This window comes from Geobacter sp. DSM 9736 (assembly GCF_900187405.1).
In the GTDB taxonomy this organism is placed as follows: Bacteria; Desulfobacterota; Desulfuromonadia; order Geobacterales; family Geobacteraceae; genus DSM-9736.
In genome coordinates this window covers 3,293,652-3,310,258 of record NZ_LT896716.1, presented here as the reverse complement: position 1 = coordinate 3,310,258, position 16,607 = coordinate 3,293,652, and the positions used below count along the sequence as shown (strand labels likewise).

Genomic DNA, 16,607 nt, shown 5'->3' with positions numbered 1-16,607 from the left:
GCTTGCTACATTATAGTGCCTGCTAGTTACCGGCACTACCCGCCATACCACACGGGGTAGATCCCCCCTCCTGGACAAGATGTTGAACATTTTCCTTATTGCCAGCCAGCCACGCCTGCACCAGATTGTTTCGGAAGCAGCAACACCTTCGGGTGCCATTCTGCGTATCGCTACGAATCTGGCTGACGGCGTCGCTGAAATAGGTAATGTCTCCCCCTCCATCATCTTCCTTCAGAGCCGCCTGTCAGGGTTATCAGCTGAAATCATCGCCAGACATGTCAGGAGCCATGCGCCCCTTGGTGCAAAGTTGGTTCTCTTTGCGGAGAAAGGTGATTCGTCTGCACCAGGGGGAGAATTAACGGTTGATTCCATTCTCGACACCACAGCAGAAGATGCTCAGATTTCAGTGGCCATAAGGGGAATTATCTCTGAGACTATGGCAGGCGACGCGACCGGCGCCTTTTCCTCACGCGTTAATCTGAAAGCAGGAAACAAAGACGGAGTCACTGCACAGAATGCAGAAGTCGATCCTCGTGCAGGCTCCGGGACTGATGCCAAAACAGGAGAAGATGAGGCCGGCTTTAAACCTCTAGAGGTAGCGAACCTGAAGACGGCTGGGGGCGATGCGGACTGCACCCCCCTTGAGGCAATTTCCAGCGTATCGGATAGCGTATCGGTAAAAGGGGAACCAGCAGCACCCGCTGCGATAGCACCTTCCATGGCTTTCAAGGAAGAATTGGACAGTCTTTTATCGGCTTATCCTCCTTCCGGGCCGAAAGAACAGGAAACCCCATTCTCAGCGCCGACCGTCGACGAAGTTTTCAGTCGAATTCCGGCAAAAAAAAATAATCATGCAATCCTCGCTGTCTCGACGCTGTCGCTCACCGCAGCAGCATTGCTTTTCTTTATTTTCAACAGGACCGAGCCCGGTGTTGCTAAACCCACATCTCTGGCGACTCCTCCGCAGATTACAAATGGACAAACCAAGCAACCCGATAAATTACCAGTGACTCCTGTCCCTGCCGAGGTACAACCCAAAACTCCTTTTCCCACTTCCGCACAAGTGGCAAATCCGCCGACTCCTCAATCACTCCCAGGGTTTATCCCACGAGAAGGAGTAGTCACGGATTACGGCCGCAGCAATCCCGGGTGGGAAAAATATCTTTCAGCTGCCGCCGAATACAAGGTATACCGTGAAGCTTCCAGGATAAAGGCTCTACAGGTCATAGACAGAAGCGGAAACGGGCTGCCTCGCTCCTTCTTCACAAATGTTATCCACCAGATGACAGGCGTAAGGGACTATCAGCTGGAAGCAAAGGAGAAAAAAGGGCGTTACCTCGTAAAGCGGGGAACCTTGTCGGACAGGGCGCGCGTAATAGTATACAAGAGAGACGGCGACACGATTATTCAGGCTTTCGTCATAACTTTCAATGACTGAGGAAATCATGCAACGAATACGGAAGTCAGGGAGCGGCGCATTCCTTGCGCTCCTTCCGACCCTCCCTGCCCATGCCGGCATTATTATCTTGCTTCTGCTTGCATCGCCCTTGTGCGCTGCAGCCACAACCTCATTCGAACTCGACCTCCAAGACCTTGACCGTGTCAAGCCTGCACCCTCACCGCAGAAAGTTCGGAAACTGCCTCCCAAACCGGCACCCAAGCGTCACGACATAGTGACACGGAGTTCCTCTGGGCACGTCAAGTACACAGTAAAACCTGGGGATCATCTGTTCCGGATATTGATGAAACAGTTCGGCCTTTCCAACGACAGCGCCGAAAGGCTGATTCCCGAAGTCGCCAGGTTGAATGGAATCTCGGACATCAGGCAGTTGTCGGTCGGTCAAGTGCTGCTCCTGCCGTCACGTACAGGCACAAAACATCCGCACGAGCAGCGGAAGTTGCGGCAAAGGGGGGATTCCCCGCAAACTGCAGCAGGCTCCACGGTTACAGCCCGAGCAGCAACTGCTCCTCCGGAGTTAGAACCTGATCCCGAGCCGGCTGCTTACGCGGCGGAAACTGCGGTTCCTCCTGCAGCGGAAGCGGATCCCGTTCCAGTCAAAACCGAGAAAATCCCTTCTACAACACGGGAGGAGTTGATCGACGGCATATTGGCAGCTCTCGCCATTGAAACAAGGGAAAACGAGGTGCTGGAGGCGAACATAGGGGGAAATCCGCTGAGCGTCAAGGTGGATCGCTTCTTCATCGAAAGGGGAAGGCGATTCATCGTGAACTGCACCCCGAAGGATCAGTTCAACTACACCCTGCTCCGCCTGCTTGAAAGGGACGGGTATACGCTCATCGATGTTGAGGGTAGCGGATTCAACAAGGTGACGGAAAAATTACTCTCGCAACTGGGGCGCACATACCGATCTGTTGAGGGGGAAGCTGACGGAGAGAGTGCCGAAGCGGCTGGCTTCCTGGTGGAGAATGGTGCCGGCCAGGTGTTCCTGACCGACGCCTCCAAATAATAAACTATTCCTGGGACAACTTGAGGTAGCAGTCCGCCCGGTAGAACATGGCATCCGGAACATGCTTTGATCGCGGAAACTTCGACAGGAATTGTTCAAGCAGCGGAAGTACCTCGCGACACGAGCCGTTTCGATACGCTGCGGCTGCACGGTCGAACAGGGCCTGTTCCTGATCCCGGCGCAGGATATCCTCAGCACCCGCCGCTCTTCTCTCTTTTATTGCAGGTCCTGCCTTACCTTTCCTCGCGGGTTGCCTGCCGCGCTTCTTTCCATTACCGCCCCGCTTCAGCTCATTCTTTTCTGCAACCTTCCGCACCGGTACTCGCAACGCCTTCCCCTCGTAAATCAGATCCGGGTTTCTTATGTCATTGAAGAGGAGGATCTGAGGGAAGTAAGCCGCCCTACCTATTTGTTCAAGGGAAATGGCCCGAAGGGTGTCCCCTTTTCGAATAACAATCTCCCGCACCAGAACGGCCGTTTCCCCTGCGGAAACCTCAGCAGGGTCAGCCTTGCGGGGAGCGTACAGGTAGTAGTCTCCCTCGGCGGCGTAGGAAGCCGAAACAAGTGAAATCGCAAATCCAGCGGCAAAGGATGAGATTACCCGCTTCATCTAGTACCTGTTCCCCAGTTGATCCTGATACGTGAGCACGTTTTTCAACTGAAGGTGTGCCCCGACCGGAGCCGTCGGCTTCAGCCGATAAGTGAGCTTGATGCTTCTCTTCTCCCCAGAGCCGAGTTCTTCGAAGCGCCAGAGATAGGCTCCCCCCTTGCCCGCAGTGAATGGCGGGTCCGAAGCCACCAGTTCGACCGGATCGGGCAGCGTGCTCTCAAGCTCGACATTCTTCGCCATGTTTGAACCTGTGTTCATGCAGGAAAGTTCGAGTCCATTCACGTCACCGGGTCTGAGCCTCCCACCCCTGCCGGCCATGGCAAGTTCAAGCACCGGTCGCGAAAACCGCAATCTTACCGAAGCGGAAGCCCTTCCTCCCTGGGCGTTTTCCGATTCAAGATCCACTGACAACTGCGCTTCTGTACCGTCTTTCTCTGTAGCAGAGGTAGAAACCTCCATCACAACATACATATCCTCCCGGGGGGACAGGGGGCCAACGTGATTTATCACAGGCTCGTTTGGCTGACGGATGCCATCCCGGTTCATGTCCTGAAAGAATGAATGCGAATATCGCTCAGGGAGCTTTGCCCGGATGGCGAAATCTTCACGCACATTGCCCGCATTCGTCACAATCAGCGGTATGGCTACTACCTGGCCTGGAATAACCATAGTCTTTCCAATGCTACTGCGAACCAGCACATCGCTCACCGGCCGCACCACCGAAACAGTCGATACAAAAGAATCCCGCGTCCCCAGATCCTGGTTTACCGCCTCTCCACGCAGAAACAGCTCCTGCTGTGCGAGGGCCTCATCCTTGAGTTGGAACTGCACGGTGTACTCCCTCTTCTCCCCCGACTTGATCTGCAGCCCGTCCATCACCAACGCCGCCTTCATCTCCTGCTTGAACCCGGCAGGAACGAAATCGACCGGCTCGTACTGGGGCGGATAGTTAAAGCGGATGGAAATCCCGGTTGCCGTAGCGCTACCGATATTGAGAAGAGCGGCTCGATACGTCACCCTCTCTCCCGGCAACAGCTGAGGCTTGTCCGGCTTGAGCACCATGCGGAGCAGTGGCGCGGAAGCGACAAGTATCACGTCCCGCGACTGCGAGACTTCCCGAGCGAATTGTGATGCGGCCTTTACTGGATAGATTATTTTTGTCCCATCGACCGCAGTGGGCGGGACTGTCAGCGAAAGGACACCTTCAAAGCTCTCTCCCGGAGCAAGGACGGGCGTTAGATTAACAGCCCTGTCCGGACGGCTCGCTGCCGCAAACTGCGCAGAATAGGCCGAGGGAAAACCGGACTCCAGGTAGTAGCTGTCGGGGCCATTCCCCCGATTCGTGACTGAAAAGGGGATGTACACCTTGCGGCTGACCTCACCCGCCTGCTGGGGATTTCGGACGTCAAAACCTATATCTGCAGCCTGCCCCACCTCAAGTGTAAGCACTTGGGCGTTGCCGGTTGCGGCGGCCACCTGCGGCGGTACAGGACTATCAAAGGAGACTCCCATTTCACGAAGCCGTGCAGCGGCACCGGCCGCTGCTGCCGTTCCTGGAAAACGAGTAACTAGATCTTTGTATTCAGCAACGGCCTTCTCTCTTAGTGCTGCTTTCTCTCCAGATTCTTGCTTTCCGCTTCCCGATGGCTGACGTTTTGCCTTCTGGGCCTTATCGCGGGCTTCCCTTTCTGCCTCTGCTTTCTTACGCAGGGCCTCCACGCGAACCTTCTCCGCAGCGGCCTTCTCCGCAGCGGCCTTCTCCGCAGCGGCCTTCTCCGCAGCGGCCTTCTCCGCAGCGGCCTTCTCCGCAGCGGCCTTCTCCGCAGCGGCCTTTTCGGCAGCGGCCTTTTCGGCAGCGGCCTTTTCGGCAGCGGCCTTTTCGGCAGCGGCCTTTTCGGCAGCGGCCTTTTCGGCAGCAGCCTTTTCGGCAGCAGCCTTTTCGGCAGCAGCCTTTTCGGCAGCAGCCTTTTCGGCAGCAGCCTTTTCGGCAGCAGCCTTTTCGGCAGCAGCCTTTTCGGCAGCAGCCTTTTCGGCAGCAGCCTTTTCGGCAGCAGCCTTTTCGGCAGCGGCCTTTTCGGCAGCGGCCTTTTCGGCAGCGGCCTTTTCGGCAGCGGCCTTTTCGGCAGCGGCCTTTTCGGCAGCGGCCTTTTCGGCGGCGGCCTTTTCGGCGGCGGCCTTCTCGGCGGCGGCCTTCTCTGCAGCGGCCTTCTCGGCGGCAGCCTTCTCTGCAGCAGCTTTCTCTGCAGCCTGTGCCGCAGCAACAGCCGCGCGCATTGCTTCTGCCTTTTCAGCAGCTCTTTCCGCAGCAGCTCTTTCCGCAGCAGCTCTTTCCGCGGCAGCTCTTTCCGCGGCAGCTCTTTCCGCGGCAGCTTTCTCCGCGGCAGCTTTCTCCGCGGCAGCTTTCTCCGCGGCAGCTTTCTCCGCGGCAGCTTTCTCCGCGGCAGCTTTCTCCGCGGCGGCCTTCTCCGCGGCGGCTGCGGCCTCTTTTGACTGCCGCTCCACGGCCGGTGCAGGCGGCAGTTTCTCGCCGCGCTGGTATGCGGAAGCCAGCTGCACTAAGTCCTCTTCCACCGTAGCCTTTAGGGGATTTTCCGGATAGTCACGGAAGAAGGTCGCCATGTTCTTGGCTGCCTCTTCCCGATTTTCTAATTTGTATTGAGCTCTGGCAAGCCAGAACAGCGCCATATCCCTTAACGGCGTGTCAGGGTACTTTTGCAGGACGAGATTCATCTGGTCTGCAGCAACCTTGTAGTCCTTTTTCTGATAGGCATTGAATCCGCCGATGAAGAGTTGAGCGTCTTCGGAATCAAGAGGAAAAGCAGGTCCTGCTGATAGCAAAGAAAGGAACATAAGCCCCAGAAGGAACCTGCTGGCTGCTGCGCGGAAGATTCTCTTATAATCCACGATCGACCTTTCAATGTTTACATGAGAATAGGCAAAAAAGTTCGCCGCAAAATATCACCTAACACCCGCATTGTCAACGATGAAGCCCCTGTAAGTATGCTCCTCCTCTGGTTTTTGGGACGATTACCCACGAAATGTATCAACGCCTTCGACATCCCTTTGAACCATCAAAACGAATTGTCCCTTACCTAATTCCCCTGCTATACTCGAAGCGATGATTACTATTGAAAAAACCGACTCTTTCCCAGCGGCCCCCGGCGTTTATCTGATGGAGGGAAGCGACGGCACTGTTCTCTATGTCGGCAAGGCGCGTGACCTCAAAAAGCGGGTACGCTCCTATTTCAGCACCTCCAAGGACTCCCGGTGGCATATCCGTTTTCTAATGGAGCGTGTTGCCTCTATCCGATTCATTGTGACCGACACGGAAAAAGAAGCACTGATTCTCGAAAACACTCTCATCAAGAAGCACCACCCTCGTTACAACCTCAACCTGCGGGACGACAAGACTTACTTCTCGCTTCGCATGGACATGAGGGATCAATTCCCCCGCCTGACTATAGTGCGTAAAATTCCCAGAGACGGAGCCCGTTATTTCGGCCCCTATTCCTCTGCTGCTGCAGCCCGTGAAGTCTTGAAGCAACTCTACAGGATATTCCCTCTCCGCCATTACCCTCTTGAGACATGCAGGCTTCGAAAGCGCCCCTGCCTTTTCTACCAGATCCGGCAATGCTCCGCACCATGCCACGGAATGATTTCTCCTGAGCAGTATGCCTCGCTTGCCGAAGGGGCTATGCTATTCCTGGAGGGGAAGAAGAAGAATCTCGTTGCGATCTACAAACAGCGGATGGCGCAGGCTGCGGCAAATGAAGAATATGAGGAAGCAGCGCGTTTTCGCGACTTGGTCAAGTCGGTGGAGGTTACCCTGGAAAAACAGAAGATGGTGACCCAGGGTGGAGACATGGATGTTCTCGGCTTCTGCCACGAAGCAAACAGGCTTGAGATAGCGCTCCTCTTCATCCGTGGCGGCACCGTCATTGGAAGCAGAAACTACTCACTTGCATGGGAACTTGATGATGGGGAAGGAATCGCCTCCTTTCTCGCGGAGTACTACAGCAAAGAGGTCTACATCCCGGAGGAAGTGCTTGTACCTATCCCTCTGGATGAACCGGAAGCCCTCGCCGATTACCTGTCCGAAAAACGGGGCAAGAAGGTTACAGTGCACACCCCCCGAAAGGGATCAAAGCTGGAAATCGTACAGCTGGCGACAAAAAATGCCCGCAACGCTGCCCAGGAGAAAGCAGCTGCTGCGGCCGGCTCTGAAGCGGTGCTTCAGGAGCTCAAAGAGCGGCTTCGTCTCGAAGGAATTCCCAGAAGGATTGAATGTTACGACATATCAAATACCCAAGGGCGGCTGGCGGTCGGAAGCCGGGTTTCTTTTTTTGATGGCAAGGCTGACAAAACCGCATACCGACACTACAGGATTCGGTCACTTGACCAGCCTGATGATTTCGGCATGATGCGAGAGGTCTTGGCGCGGCGCTTCAACAGAACGGAAGAGGAGGGTCTTCCCGATCTGATTATTGTCGATGGAGGAATCGGCCAGTTGAACATCCTCCTGAAGGTGCTTGAAGACCTGGGAATACAGGGGGTACACGCAGCATCTCTGGCAAAGAGCCGGGTGGAACGCGGCATCGCCGCACATAAAGTGTCACGCAGCGACGAGCGAATCTTCCTTCCGGGTAGAAAGAATCCGCTCATACTGCGCCAGAACTCTGCTCCTCTTCTCCTTCTCGCCAGAATCAGGGACGAGGCTCACAGGTTTGCAATCACATACCACAAGAAGCTGCGCGGGAAAGCTGCGCTGGCATCTAAAATCGATGAAATCCCGGGAGTGGGACCGGTGCGGAGGAAGGCACTGCTCAACCACTTCGGCAGTCTCTCCAGATTGGAGCAGGCTAGCCTTGAAGAACTGGCAGCGGTAAGCGGAATGACACGACGCGCAGCAGAAGCGCTATGGGTCCATTTTCACAAAGAAAAAGAAGAGCCTACCGACAGTAAAAACAAAGAAACCGCTGACTTGCTGTAGTCGCGGTTTCAAACGTCAGCGCCCCTCTCTCAGAGGCTATTATTAACGGAATGTATCAGGCCGCAAGGTGGTAATCATCTCCCTCCACACACTCTGTAACAGCCTCAAGAAAAGATTTCTCCTGAGGGTCACGCACTACTTCGATCGCCCCATGATTCACGGCCCAAACCGTCCCACAGATACTGCAGGTGTTAATTTCCTCGGAAAATCCCTCCGTCTGAACTTCGAGCGTCGCATACTGCTCATGATTCCTGCAAACCGGACATTTCATATACTGCTCCTTTCACTCACACAAATTTAGGATCACTATAGGCCCTCCACCTTATCTTTACAAGCACTAAAAATAAAAAGTTAAAATAAAACGAGATGTTAGTTTTTGAACTACATTTCGAGGCAGTCGGTAGTTTTTTATTCATACTATAAGTCATCGCCGACATAGGATATTATTAGGTTCTCCGCTTTTGGAAGGCAGCCAACGACAGTATCTGGAACTTACCACCCTCGGCGCCCAAGAAAGCCAATCATTGCCCCGCCTGTATTCTCAAAAACATTTTTATTCTTGACCCTCCTTTCCCACCCGATGTAGGCTGCCTTCTGCAACTTCCTTCTGAACTCGAGGAATCCCATGAAATGGCTTATTCTGGCATCTGCGGCCCTTTTTATGTTCGGCTCCCACCGAAGATTTTTTTTTCTGGCAGGAGCATGCGTGGAACTTTGCTACCTCGCACAGCGAGGGGTAGCTCTGGGACGTCTGCCACTCATAGGCCCTCATGACACCCTTGTCTTCTTTTCCTGCTCGATTGCTGTCATGGCCGTGCCTTTCCTGTACGCTCCGGCTGTACGTGACCGAAACCGCTTCTCCTGGTCGGCAGGAGCCTTGGCAGGATTCTTCGCCCTGACGGCACTCCTTTTTCCCTCATTCTCGATGCCCCTCCCGCCGATCTTGAAGACCTTCTGGTTCGAGCTTCACGTTGCTCTCGCTTTCTTCGCATATGCTCTCTTCGGCATCGGTGCAGTCCTCGGCATTCTCTTCCTTCGAGACAGACAAAGAAGCTTGCTCGACCTCCAGTACCGGGCGGCACTCGTCGGCTACACCTTCTTTTCAGCATCCATGGTGTCAGGAGGGATCTGGGGGTATTTCGCGTGGGGGACATACTGGCTCTGGACACCTAAAGAACTGTGGACATCCATACTCTGGCTTTTTTACACACTTTACCTTCACGTGCGCCTCAAAGGCCCGCAATGGGAGCGCGCAGTGGCATGGGGGGGGATAATAGGGCTCGGGGTGGCGCTTTTCACCTACCTCGGCGTCAGTCTCCTTATGAAGAGCTCACACAGCTTCTGATGCAACGGAAGAAAGGAAGTCATGCTGCGAAACATCTACCAGAAACTGGCATCTCTTACTTTTGGAATATGGCTCATTGCAGGTGTAATGCTTCTGTTGGGAGCGGGATCTTTCAGCAGCGGCGCGGCGGAATCGGGAAGCATTAACGATCTGCCCCTTTTCGTCTGGCTCAGGGAAGCTCCCTTGGCCGCTTCCTGGTGGCTGTGGGGCTCCCTGGCGCTGCTTGCACTGCTCGCACTGAACACTATCCTCTGCAGTATCGAATCGTTGCGAAGCAAATGGGGCAAGACCGGTTTTCTGATCCTCATCGCCCCACAGGTGATGCACATCGGCTTTCTCCTCATCATCCTTGCCCATTTGCTTAGTGCGGGCGGAAGCTATAAGCAGATTATGCAGGTCGAGGAAGGGTCCGTAATCGGTTTTCCGGATGGAAGTCTCGTCGGAGTAACTGCCATTAGAGGAAGCGTCGGCCAAATGGGAATGCTTACGGACTTTTCTGCGGATCTGGCCCTGACGGTGGAGGGCCGCCAGCTGTACAAAACTGCCAGACCCAATGAGCCGGTTTTCTATCAGGGTGTGGGGTTATACGTGAAAGATGTGGCGATTATGCCGCGGCGGGCCGCGCTGATCGAGGTACATCGGGAACCAGGTGCGGGGATTGCTCTCGCTGGAGCACTGCTCTTTACTCTTGGGAATGTTGTCCTTCTGGCCGTACGCAGAGGCAGATAAAAAGGGCGCCCTTCGGCGCCCTGGTCAAACCTTTATTTAGATTCCTACCTCAAAATCTTGATGGATTTGATAATCACGGGTGCCTCCGGGACATCCCGAAATCCCTTGTTGACTCCTGTTTTGCTGGCTGCGATGGCGTCAACCACATCCATACCCTCCACAACCTTTCCGAAAACCGCGTACCCGAACCCTTGCGGCGACTCATCGCGATGATTGAGGAAGTCGTTGTTAACTACGTTGATGAAGAATTGGGCCGTGGCTGAATCGACAACCATCGTGCGGGCCATGGCAAGTGTCCCCCGATCATTCTTCAGGCCGTTTCCCGCTTCATTCTTGATGGGTGCCTTGGTGCCCTCTTTAGGTACCATGTCGGGAGTAAAGCCACCTCCCTGAATCATGAATCCCGGAATCACGCGATGGAAAATAGTTCCCTTGTAATAGCCATATTTGGCGTAATCGAGAAAGTTCTTGACGCTGATCGGGGCCTCCTTCTCAAACAGCTCCAGCTTGATGGTGCCGAGTGTAGTTTCCATCTGGACCACCGGATTCTTCCCTTGCGCGGCCAAAACAGGAACGGCACAGCAGAGGGCAAAACAAATCCCGATCACAAGAAACAGTTTTTTCACGGTCAGCTCCTCCTTTTAATGGTATGCGATGGTAAAGGTATAAGCGAAATTTCCCCCCTGGTCAATCCTTCTCCAGGAGAAAGGTCAGATACTCGTCCAGGAAGATGGTCCTTAATGTCCGGCACCCGTACCGCAGAAAGAGGCCGTGGACCCCGCTGTCATCCTGCACCGGTATCCCCGAAAGAAGGACCAGCCCACCCGGACGGGTCATGGCAACAAGCTCCTCAGCAACATTGCCGAGAACATCAGCATAAATGTTCGCAAGTACAAGATCATAGCTGCCGCCTCGCAGACATGCCAGCTCCCCGCAAACGGCATTCACCAGCCCATGCACATTGTTCAGGCCGATGTTGCGTGAACATGAAACGGCGGCCCTTGGATCTATGTCGAGCGCAACCACAGAGGATGCACCAAGCTTCACGGCTGCAATAGCCAGGATGCCGGTACCGCTTCCGAAATCTAGAACCCTCGCGCCACGTACCTGTGGGAGCTGTTCGAGAAGTTCAAGGCAGGAACGGGTGGTTTCGTGCTCTCCCGACCCGAAGGCCCCTTTCTTCCCCATCACGAGTGGAATTCCACCCATCGGCGTAAGAGGTTCATCTTCGGGGGTTATGGTAAAGCCACCTATGCTGAAGGGCCTGAATATCCGTCCTGTCATGAGACCTCCTGGAATTGAAAAAAAGCCGCCTCCTGTCCTGCATCACGATAGGCAAGAGGACGGGGTTGACAATTCTCCCTTTCGAAGGGAAAATGTAGCGCCTTTGAATCTTAACAGAAACCAATATTTTGATTTGGGAGGAAGCGTGCAGATAAAATTCGGCACTGACGGCTGGCGCGGAGTTATAGCACGGGAATTTACTTTTGACAACGTAGCCGTTGTCGCCCAGGCGACGATGGATTACCTGCACGAGCAAGGGCTTGCCGGCAGAGGACTTGTTGTCGGATACGACCGGCGTTTCCTGTCACGGGACTTCGCGGAGTTGACAGCTGAAATAGCCGCCGGCAACGGCATAAATGTATGGATGACGGACGGGTATGCCCCCACTCCCGCAGTATCCTGGGCAGTGCGTGAGCTGAAGGCAGGAGCGGGAGTTATGATAACCGCCAGCCACAACCCCCCAAAGTACAACGGGTTCAAAGTCAAGGAATCATTCGGGGGCTCTGCACGTCCCTCCACGACCAAGGCCCTGGAAGATGTTGTCGCTTCAAACCTGGCAGCTGGAAAAAGACCCCGCTCCATATCCTTCTCAAGTGGACTGAGCAGTGGAAACATCCAGGTCCTCGATGCCAAAACCCCTTACTTTCGCCAGCTCGCAAATTATGTAGATCTGGATCTGATAAGGCGGGCAGAGATACCGGTCGTAGCAGACCCGATGTACGGCGCAGGTAGCGGCTTCATTCAGGAACTGCTTCCCCATGCACTCGAAATTCATAACGGTGAGAACCCGGGCTTCGGTGGCCAGCCACCCGAGCCGATAGATATGCATCTCACGGAACTCGCCGACCTGGTCAGAAGCGGCAGATACACTGTCGGCCTGGCCCTCGATGGTGACGCGGACCGTATCGGCGCCGTGGATGAAACGGGGGAGTTTTTCTCCTCCCATCGAATTTTTACAGTGCTGCTTCGCCACCTTTACGAACGAAAGGGTCTGCGGGGGGGCGTCGTGAAAACCGTCTCTACCACGAGGATGATCGATCTTTTGTGCGAGAAATACGGGCTGCAACTTTTTGAAACTCCCATCGGGTTCAAGCATATATGCGAGCTGATGCTGGAAAACGACATTCTGATGGGAGGCGAGGAGTCGGGAGGTCTCGGTGTCAAAGGACACATACCGGAGCGTGACGGAATACTGATGGGATTACTTCTCCTGGAAGCGATGGCTATGAGCGGCAAAGGGCTTCGCAGACTCCTCGATGAAACCATGGAAGAAATCGGAAACTTTTTCTACAACCGGATTGACCTGCAGATCGCAAACGAGGCGAAGGAAAAACTGATAACCCGGTTGCAGGCAGGTGGGCTCGAGACTATTGCGGGGCGGAAGGTTGCCGGTGAAAACTTCCGCGACGGCTTCAAATACATCTTTGAAAACGGCTCCTGGCTCCTCATTCGTCCCTCGGGAACGGAGCCCGTGCTGCGCCTCTACAGTGAAGCAGGAGAGCAGCATGTGGTGCAGGAACTGCTGAAGGCAGGTCGGGAGATTGCCGGAATCTGACCTTTTACAGGCCAGCCGACACAAACAACGCCCCCTGCGATTTCACAGGGGGCGTCTTATTACAAGAAACAGCCTACCAGGGATTATTGATGGATCATCGGTTGCGGCCTCCGCGAACCGGCCAGAGATAGTACGGTTTAGTGTCGAGGGCCGGTTTAACTGATCCGTATGCCAGGTCCGCGATCCAAAGCTCTGTCGGAGACTTTCGCGTCGAGCTCCAGTATCCGTAGTCGCGGACATCCTGGAAGCCCTGCAGACGCAGCTTCTGGAAGGGCCACGTCTCCCGGTTGGCGGGATCGTATCCGAAGCTCTTGGCATGACCGATCAGATCGGCAAGTTCATCTTTTGTGGGAACCCGCCAGTCGGCATAGCCGGCGTAGTTATCTTTGTTTAGTTTCTGGATGAATTCATAGACGTTCCCATCCCCCTTCCAGAAGAGCTGCTTCCCCGGAAGATTCGCATGCTTCGCCCATACAAGCCCCGTCGTCTGGTCCACCGCCGTCTGGTCGAGAAGGACGAAGCTGTGGGGAGCAGCGCACGCGGAAATCAACAGGCAAAGCACCGCAAGAAGTAAATTTCTCATCGTCAGCTCCCGAACATGGACCGCTTGGCTACCTTGCGGATCTCCATTTCATCCGACCATTCGAGAATACCCGTCTTCAGGTTCTTCAAGTTCATCGTGAACTTGTAATAGACGTCGGTGACGCCGCTTGCCTTCTGCTTTATCTCCGAAAAGTTCGAGGTAAGCAGGTACTCGGCTCCGATCTGGTTTCCGAAATCCACCGCCGTATTCTTGTCCACGAGCCCGCTCTCCTGCTGTATCTTGATCTCCTCAACGGCAGCGGCGTCGGTTGTCCGGTCGATGAACCGGAACTTGCCAGTCCTGATGAGCCTTGTACGAATTGAATCGGTTACGGATTCGGTATCTATGTGCTGCATGGTCTTGTTCTTGACCTTATCTACCGTAATCACCGGACGGCGCTGGCTCGTCACCTCGACAACAGGGGGGAAAGCGACCAGCGAATCAACCATCTTCTCCGCGATCTGCTGCAGGTCGGAAGATCCGAATTCAGTGCTGAGCGGCTTAGCCGATCCGGCGTCGCCATACTGAACGGAAGTTGCACACCCCCCGGAAGCAAGAGCCATCGCTATAGACACAATTGCCACACAAGCTTTCCCTATCTTCATAGTATCCTCACTTGAATTAAGATCGACACGAACAGAGAGTTCATTCGGCTTCCCGGAGCTTCAGCTTGAATTCCCGCGCACGGGGATCAGGGGCGATTCCCTGCACGGTCCTTGTCTCACGGCTGTAGAGGAGGAGCGGCTTCCAGGCACTGGAACTGCCCGTTTCCATCCCCTGCAAATCGAACCACTCGTACCGATACTCCAGGTTGATGGTATCCCGATCCTTCGAACGTAGAGAAACCTGCGCCGTCATCATGTCGCCCACCATGGCACTCCGCATGTCCACAACCTCTACGTCACGTCCGAGACTGCCATTGTTGATGATTATGTTTTTTCCGAGTACCCTCTCCCCCTCCTGGTTCCAATCCGTTTTTCCGGAGGCCTCTATACCGGATGTCGTACCGCATCCGTTCAGCACCGCCATCCCGAGGAGGAGCACCAATAGACCCATCCAGCCGCGCGTCATGTGTATCATATCCCATCCTTTCATCATTTCACCGACATTTTCGCTCGAACGCGGGGACCTAACCGGCTTCCCCTGCTGTCCCTGTCCCTGTTTATCATAATCTGCACTACAGTCACAGAAAGAATCCTGCAGGGGGAATAAGGATAGGTGAAGTTAAGGTATTGAAAATTGCATCACCGGTCATTCAAGCACCCTTTGCAGCCCCGGTCGCCGCCTGAATACCGGGGGGCACGTGTAGGTTACGATGTAGAAGGTGATTTCACGTCTCGATCTTGAAAATTTCCCGGACTAGAAAGACATGACGGCACTGTATATCTCAGATCCCGCCCTTACAACCCGCAATATGGTCTTGCCCCCCTCCCTGATCTCAACGCCAACTTCCGAAGCGGCAGCAGTTCCGTCATGCTGAAGGGAAAGCCAGTAGGAACCGGGGGGTAGACGTACCCGCATGATCTGCGCATTATCCGGCAGAGTTATCCAGCTGCGAAGATCGGCATTCTCGCTGAGCAGGTTCCACAGACCGGCGCCAAAAGAGCCCAGGGGACCAAGCTTCTCCTCTGCCATTTTCACCGTGGCTCCCTTGGATACCGCCCGGATGGTCTGGCGAATGGCTAGAGCCGGGACCTTCTCCTTAAGGGATTTCACCGCAAGAGCCCTGATGTCGCAAACGGGCTCGGTGCGACCGATCTGCCTGCCGCCATCGGCCACATACAGAGGCATCGGAGGAACCCACCTGCCCTGATACATCGGGAACGCCATTGCCACCACACCCACTCTTGGTACCGGAAAAGGGATTTTCATCTCCTGCTTCTGGGGGACGAATCCATCCTCGAACAGGACGACAAGCTCTCCGGCTGGAACACTCAGGTCATCCTTCACTCCCTGCGCAACCAATGGGAAACGGCCCTTCAGATCCTCCAGATCCTGAGTCATGCCCAATTGCCGCGCCAGCCTGAACACATCCCGCTGAAGAGTCATGTTCTCCGGGAATATCTCAAGTGCCTTTTTATAGTCGATGTAGGCATCTCCGGGCTGATGGATGAGCTCATACACAATCCCGGAAAGGTAAAAGGTGTATGCGTTCTGAAAGGAGTTCTTTACGCTCCCTGCTACCTCATCGAGTTGAGCATACTGTTGCAGCAGCACCGGGTTATCGGGATTCGCGTCGATCTGCTTTTCTTCGGCCTCCCGGCGTGCCTTCTCAAGATCCCTCTCAAACCGTCTCAGTGCGTCTTCCTGCTCCGCATTGGCGCGGCGGATTTCCACCCCTGCCCCCTCCAGATCTCGTTTACCGAGGTAGTTCATCGCCTGGAAATGGTGAAGCATCACTCGCTCGTACCCCTCACCCTCGTAAGGGATGGCGTTGTCATTCAGGGAAACTGCCGCTAATTGGGCGCCGATGCCGGATGCGCTGACTAAAGCCCTGTCCTCCTTCTCCTTAATAGCTTCGATGCTGAGCATAAAGTCCTGCAGGCTCATGTCGAAATTACCGAGAATCTGCGCGATCCTCCCCCGTTCCATAGAATAGAGTATCCTGTCGCTGCTCCGGCACTCGTTGAGCAGCGACCTGGAAAAATCGATCTGCTTCTTCGTCTGCAGGTTCTGAATGTATGGGGTTATCTTGTTCGGGTATGGTGCAAATGTAGTCGATGCTGCACACCCTGTAACGAATATCAGAGCAGCCAGTGTACCGGCCAATCTGATGCGAGCAGTGCTGGATATGGAAGGAACGTGAGAGGGATGGAGCATCATTCCTCCTGTAGTGACGGCGGCGGCAGGCACTTCCTTGCCTCGTGAGAAGCGCCGGCTGCGTGTCTGTATAGGCGAATATAGCGCAAGCTTTAACCTGTTTTCAATCCGGTTGTATCCCGCCAACGCGACTTATGTGGTTGCAGATGGGCACAACGCAACACGGTGGGTGGGGATTTTTCCGTGATGATGGGCATCTATCGCGTTATATGTTATAGTACAC

The 16,607-nt window shown here is 54.7% G+C and carries 16 protein-coding genes; 7 read left to right on the top strand and 9 right to left on the bottom strand.

Annotated features, from left to right (window positions below; all coding sequences use genetic code 11):
• Positions 1–79: 79 nt before the first annotated feature.
• Positions 80–1,438: a hypothetical protein gene (locus CFB04_RS14865; protein ID WP_088536116.1), complete on the top strand. Its 1,359-nt coding sequence runs from the start codon at positions 80–82 to the stop codon at positions 1,436–1,438.
• 7 nt (positions 1,439–1,445) lie between these two features.
• Positions 1,446–2,468 carry a LysM peptidoglycan-binding domain-containing protein gene (locus tag CFB04_RS14860; RefSeq protein ID WP_088536115.1) on the top strand — a complete coding sequence of 341 codons (1,023 nt, stop codon included), beginning with the start codon at positions 1,446–1,448 and terminating at the stop codon, positions 2,466–2,468.
• Positions 2,469–2,472: 4 nt separating this feature from the next.
• Here CFB04_RS14860 and CFB04_RS14855 read toward each other — a convergent pair whose 3' ends face one another.
• Entirely contained in the window at positions 2,473–3,078 is a 606-nt protein-coding gene (locus tag CFB04_RS14855) for a LysM peptidoglycan-binding domain-containing protein (protein WP_088536114.1), read from the bottom strand.
• On the bottom strand, positions 3,079–5,352 hold the full coding sequence (locus CFB04_RS14850) for a histone H1-like repetitive region-containing protein (RefSeq protein ID WP_369833311.1): 2,274 nt from the start codon (positions 5,350–5,352) through the stop codon (positions 3,079–3,081). It abuts the gene before it with no gap.
• On the opposite strand from CFB04_RS14850, the gene CFB04_RS18555 reads away from it, so the two are divergent.
• Positions 5,326–5,568 (top strand): pentapeptide repeat-containing protein, encoded by a 243-nt coding sequence (locus CFB04_RS18555; RefSeq protein WP_369833310.1) that lies wholly within the window; start codon positions 5,326–5,328, stop codon positions 5,566–5,568. The two genes, CFB04_RS14850 and CFB04_RS18555, sit on opposite strands and share 27 nt — an antisense overlap.
• Before the next feature lie 628 nt (positions 5,569–6,196).
• Positions 6,197–8,068, top strand: a complete 1,872-nt coding sequence (gene uvrC / locus CFB04_RS14845; RefSeq protein ID WP_088536113.1) for an excinuclease ABC subunit UvrC — start codon at positions 6,197–6,199, stop codon at positions 8,066–8,068.
• Positions 8,069–8,123: 55 nt separating this feature from the next.
• Here the strand turns inward: uvrC and CFB04_RS14840 are convergent, their stop codons facing one another.
• Entirely contained in the window at positions 8,124–8,339 is a 216-nt protein-coding gene (locus CFB04_RS14840; RefSeq protein ID WP_088536112.1) for a hypothetical protein, read from the bottom strand.
• 354 nt (positions 8,340–8,693) lie between these two features.
• On the opposite strand from CFB04_RS14840, the gene CFB04_RS14835 reads away from it, so the two are divergent.
• Together CFB04_RS14835 and CFB04_RS14830 are read left to right on the top strand one after the other, a co-directional pair.
• Positions 8,694–9,413: a cytochrome c biogenesis protein gene (locus CFB04_RS14835; protein WP_088536111.1), complete on the top strand. Its 720-nt coding sequence runs from the start codon at positions 8,694–8,696 to the stop codon at positions 9,411–9,413.
• Between the two features lie 21 nt (positions 9,414–9,434).
• Positions 9,435–10,142: a cytochrome C biogenesis protein ResB gene (locus CFB04_RS14830; RefSeq protein WP_088536110.1), complete on the top strand. Its 708-nt coding sequence runs from the start codon at positions 9,435–9,437 to the stop codon at positions 10,140–10,142.
• Positions 10,143–10,186: 44 nt separating this feature from the next.
• On the opposite strand, the gene CFB04_RS14825 is transcribed toward CFB04_RS14830, so the two are convergent.
• Complete coding sequence (locus tag CFB04_RS14825) at positions 10,187–10,675, bottom strand: peptidylprolyl isomerase (protein ID WP_172825555.1); 489 nt, start codon at positions 10,673–10,675, stop codon at positions 10,187–10,189.
• A 154-nt stretch (positions 10,676–10,829) separates the two neighbouring features.
• Entirely contained in the window at positions 10,830–11,426 is a 597-nt protein-coding gene (locus CFB04_RS14820; protein ID WP_088536108.1) for a 50S ribosomal protein L11 methyltransferase, read from the bottom strand.
• Between the two features lie 145 nt (positions 11,427–11,571).
• Between CFB04_RS14820 and CFB04_RS14815 the strand changes: the two genes are divergently transcribed.
• Positions 11,572–12,981, top strand: coding sequence for a phosphoglucomutase/phosphomannomutase family protein (locus tag CFB04_RS14815; RefSeq protein ID WP_088536107.1), 1,410 nt, complete (start codon positions 11,572–11,574; stop codon positions 12,979–12,981).
• A 94-nt stretch (positions 12,982–13,075) separates the two neighbouring features.
• On the opposite strand, the gene CFB04_RS14810 is transcribed toward CFB04_RS14815, so the two are convergent.
• From CFB04_RS14810 to CFB04_RS14795, 4 genes are all read right to left on the bottom strand, one after another.
• Positions 13,076–13,564 carry a DUF1566 domain-containing protein gene (locus CFB04_RS14810; RefSeq protein WP_088536106.1) on the bottom strand — a complete coding sequence of 163 codons (489 nt, stop codon included), beginning with the start codon at positions 13,562–13,564 and terminating at the stop codon, positions 13,076–13,078.
• Between the two features lie 2 nt (positions 13,565–13,566).
• Complete coding sequence (lpoB, locus tag CFB04_RS14805; protein WP_088536105.1) at positions 13,567–14,169, bottom strand: penicillin-binding protein activator LpoB; 603 nt, start codon at positions 14,167–14,169, stop codon at positions 13,567–13,569.
• 40 nt (positions 14,170–14,209) lie between these two features.
• Positions 14,210–14,644, bottom strand: coding sequence for a YcfL family protein (locus tag CFB04_RS14800; RefSeq protein ID WP_157698811.1), 435 nt, complete (start codon positions 14,642–14,644; stop codon positions 14,210–14,212).
• Between the two features lie 279 nt (positions 14,645–14,923).
• Positions 14,924–16,387, bottom strand: coding sequence for a COG3014 family protein (locus CFB04_RS14795; RefSeq protein WP_157698810.1), 1,464 nt, complete (start codon positions 16,385–16,387; stop codon positions 14,924–14,926).
• Positions 16,388–16,607 lie beyond the last annotated feature (220 nt).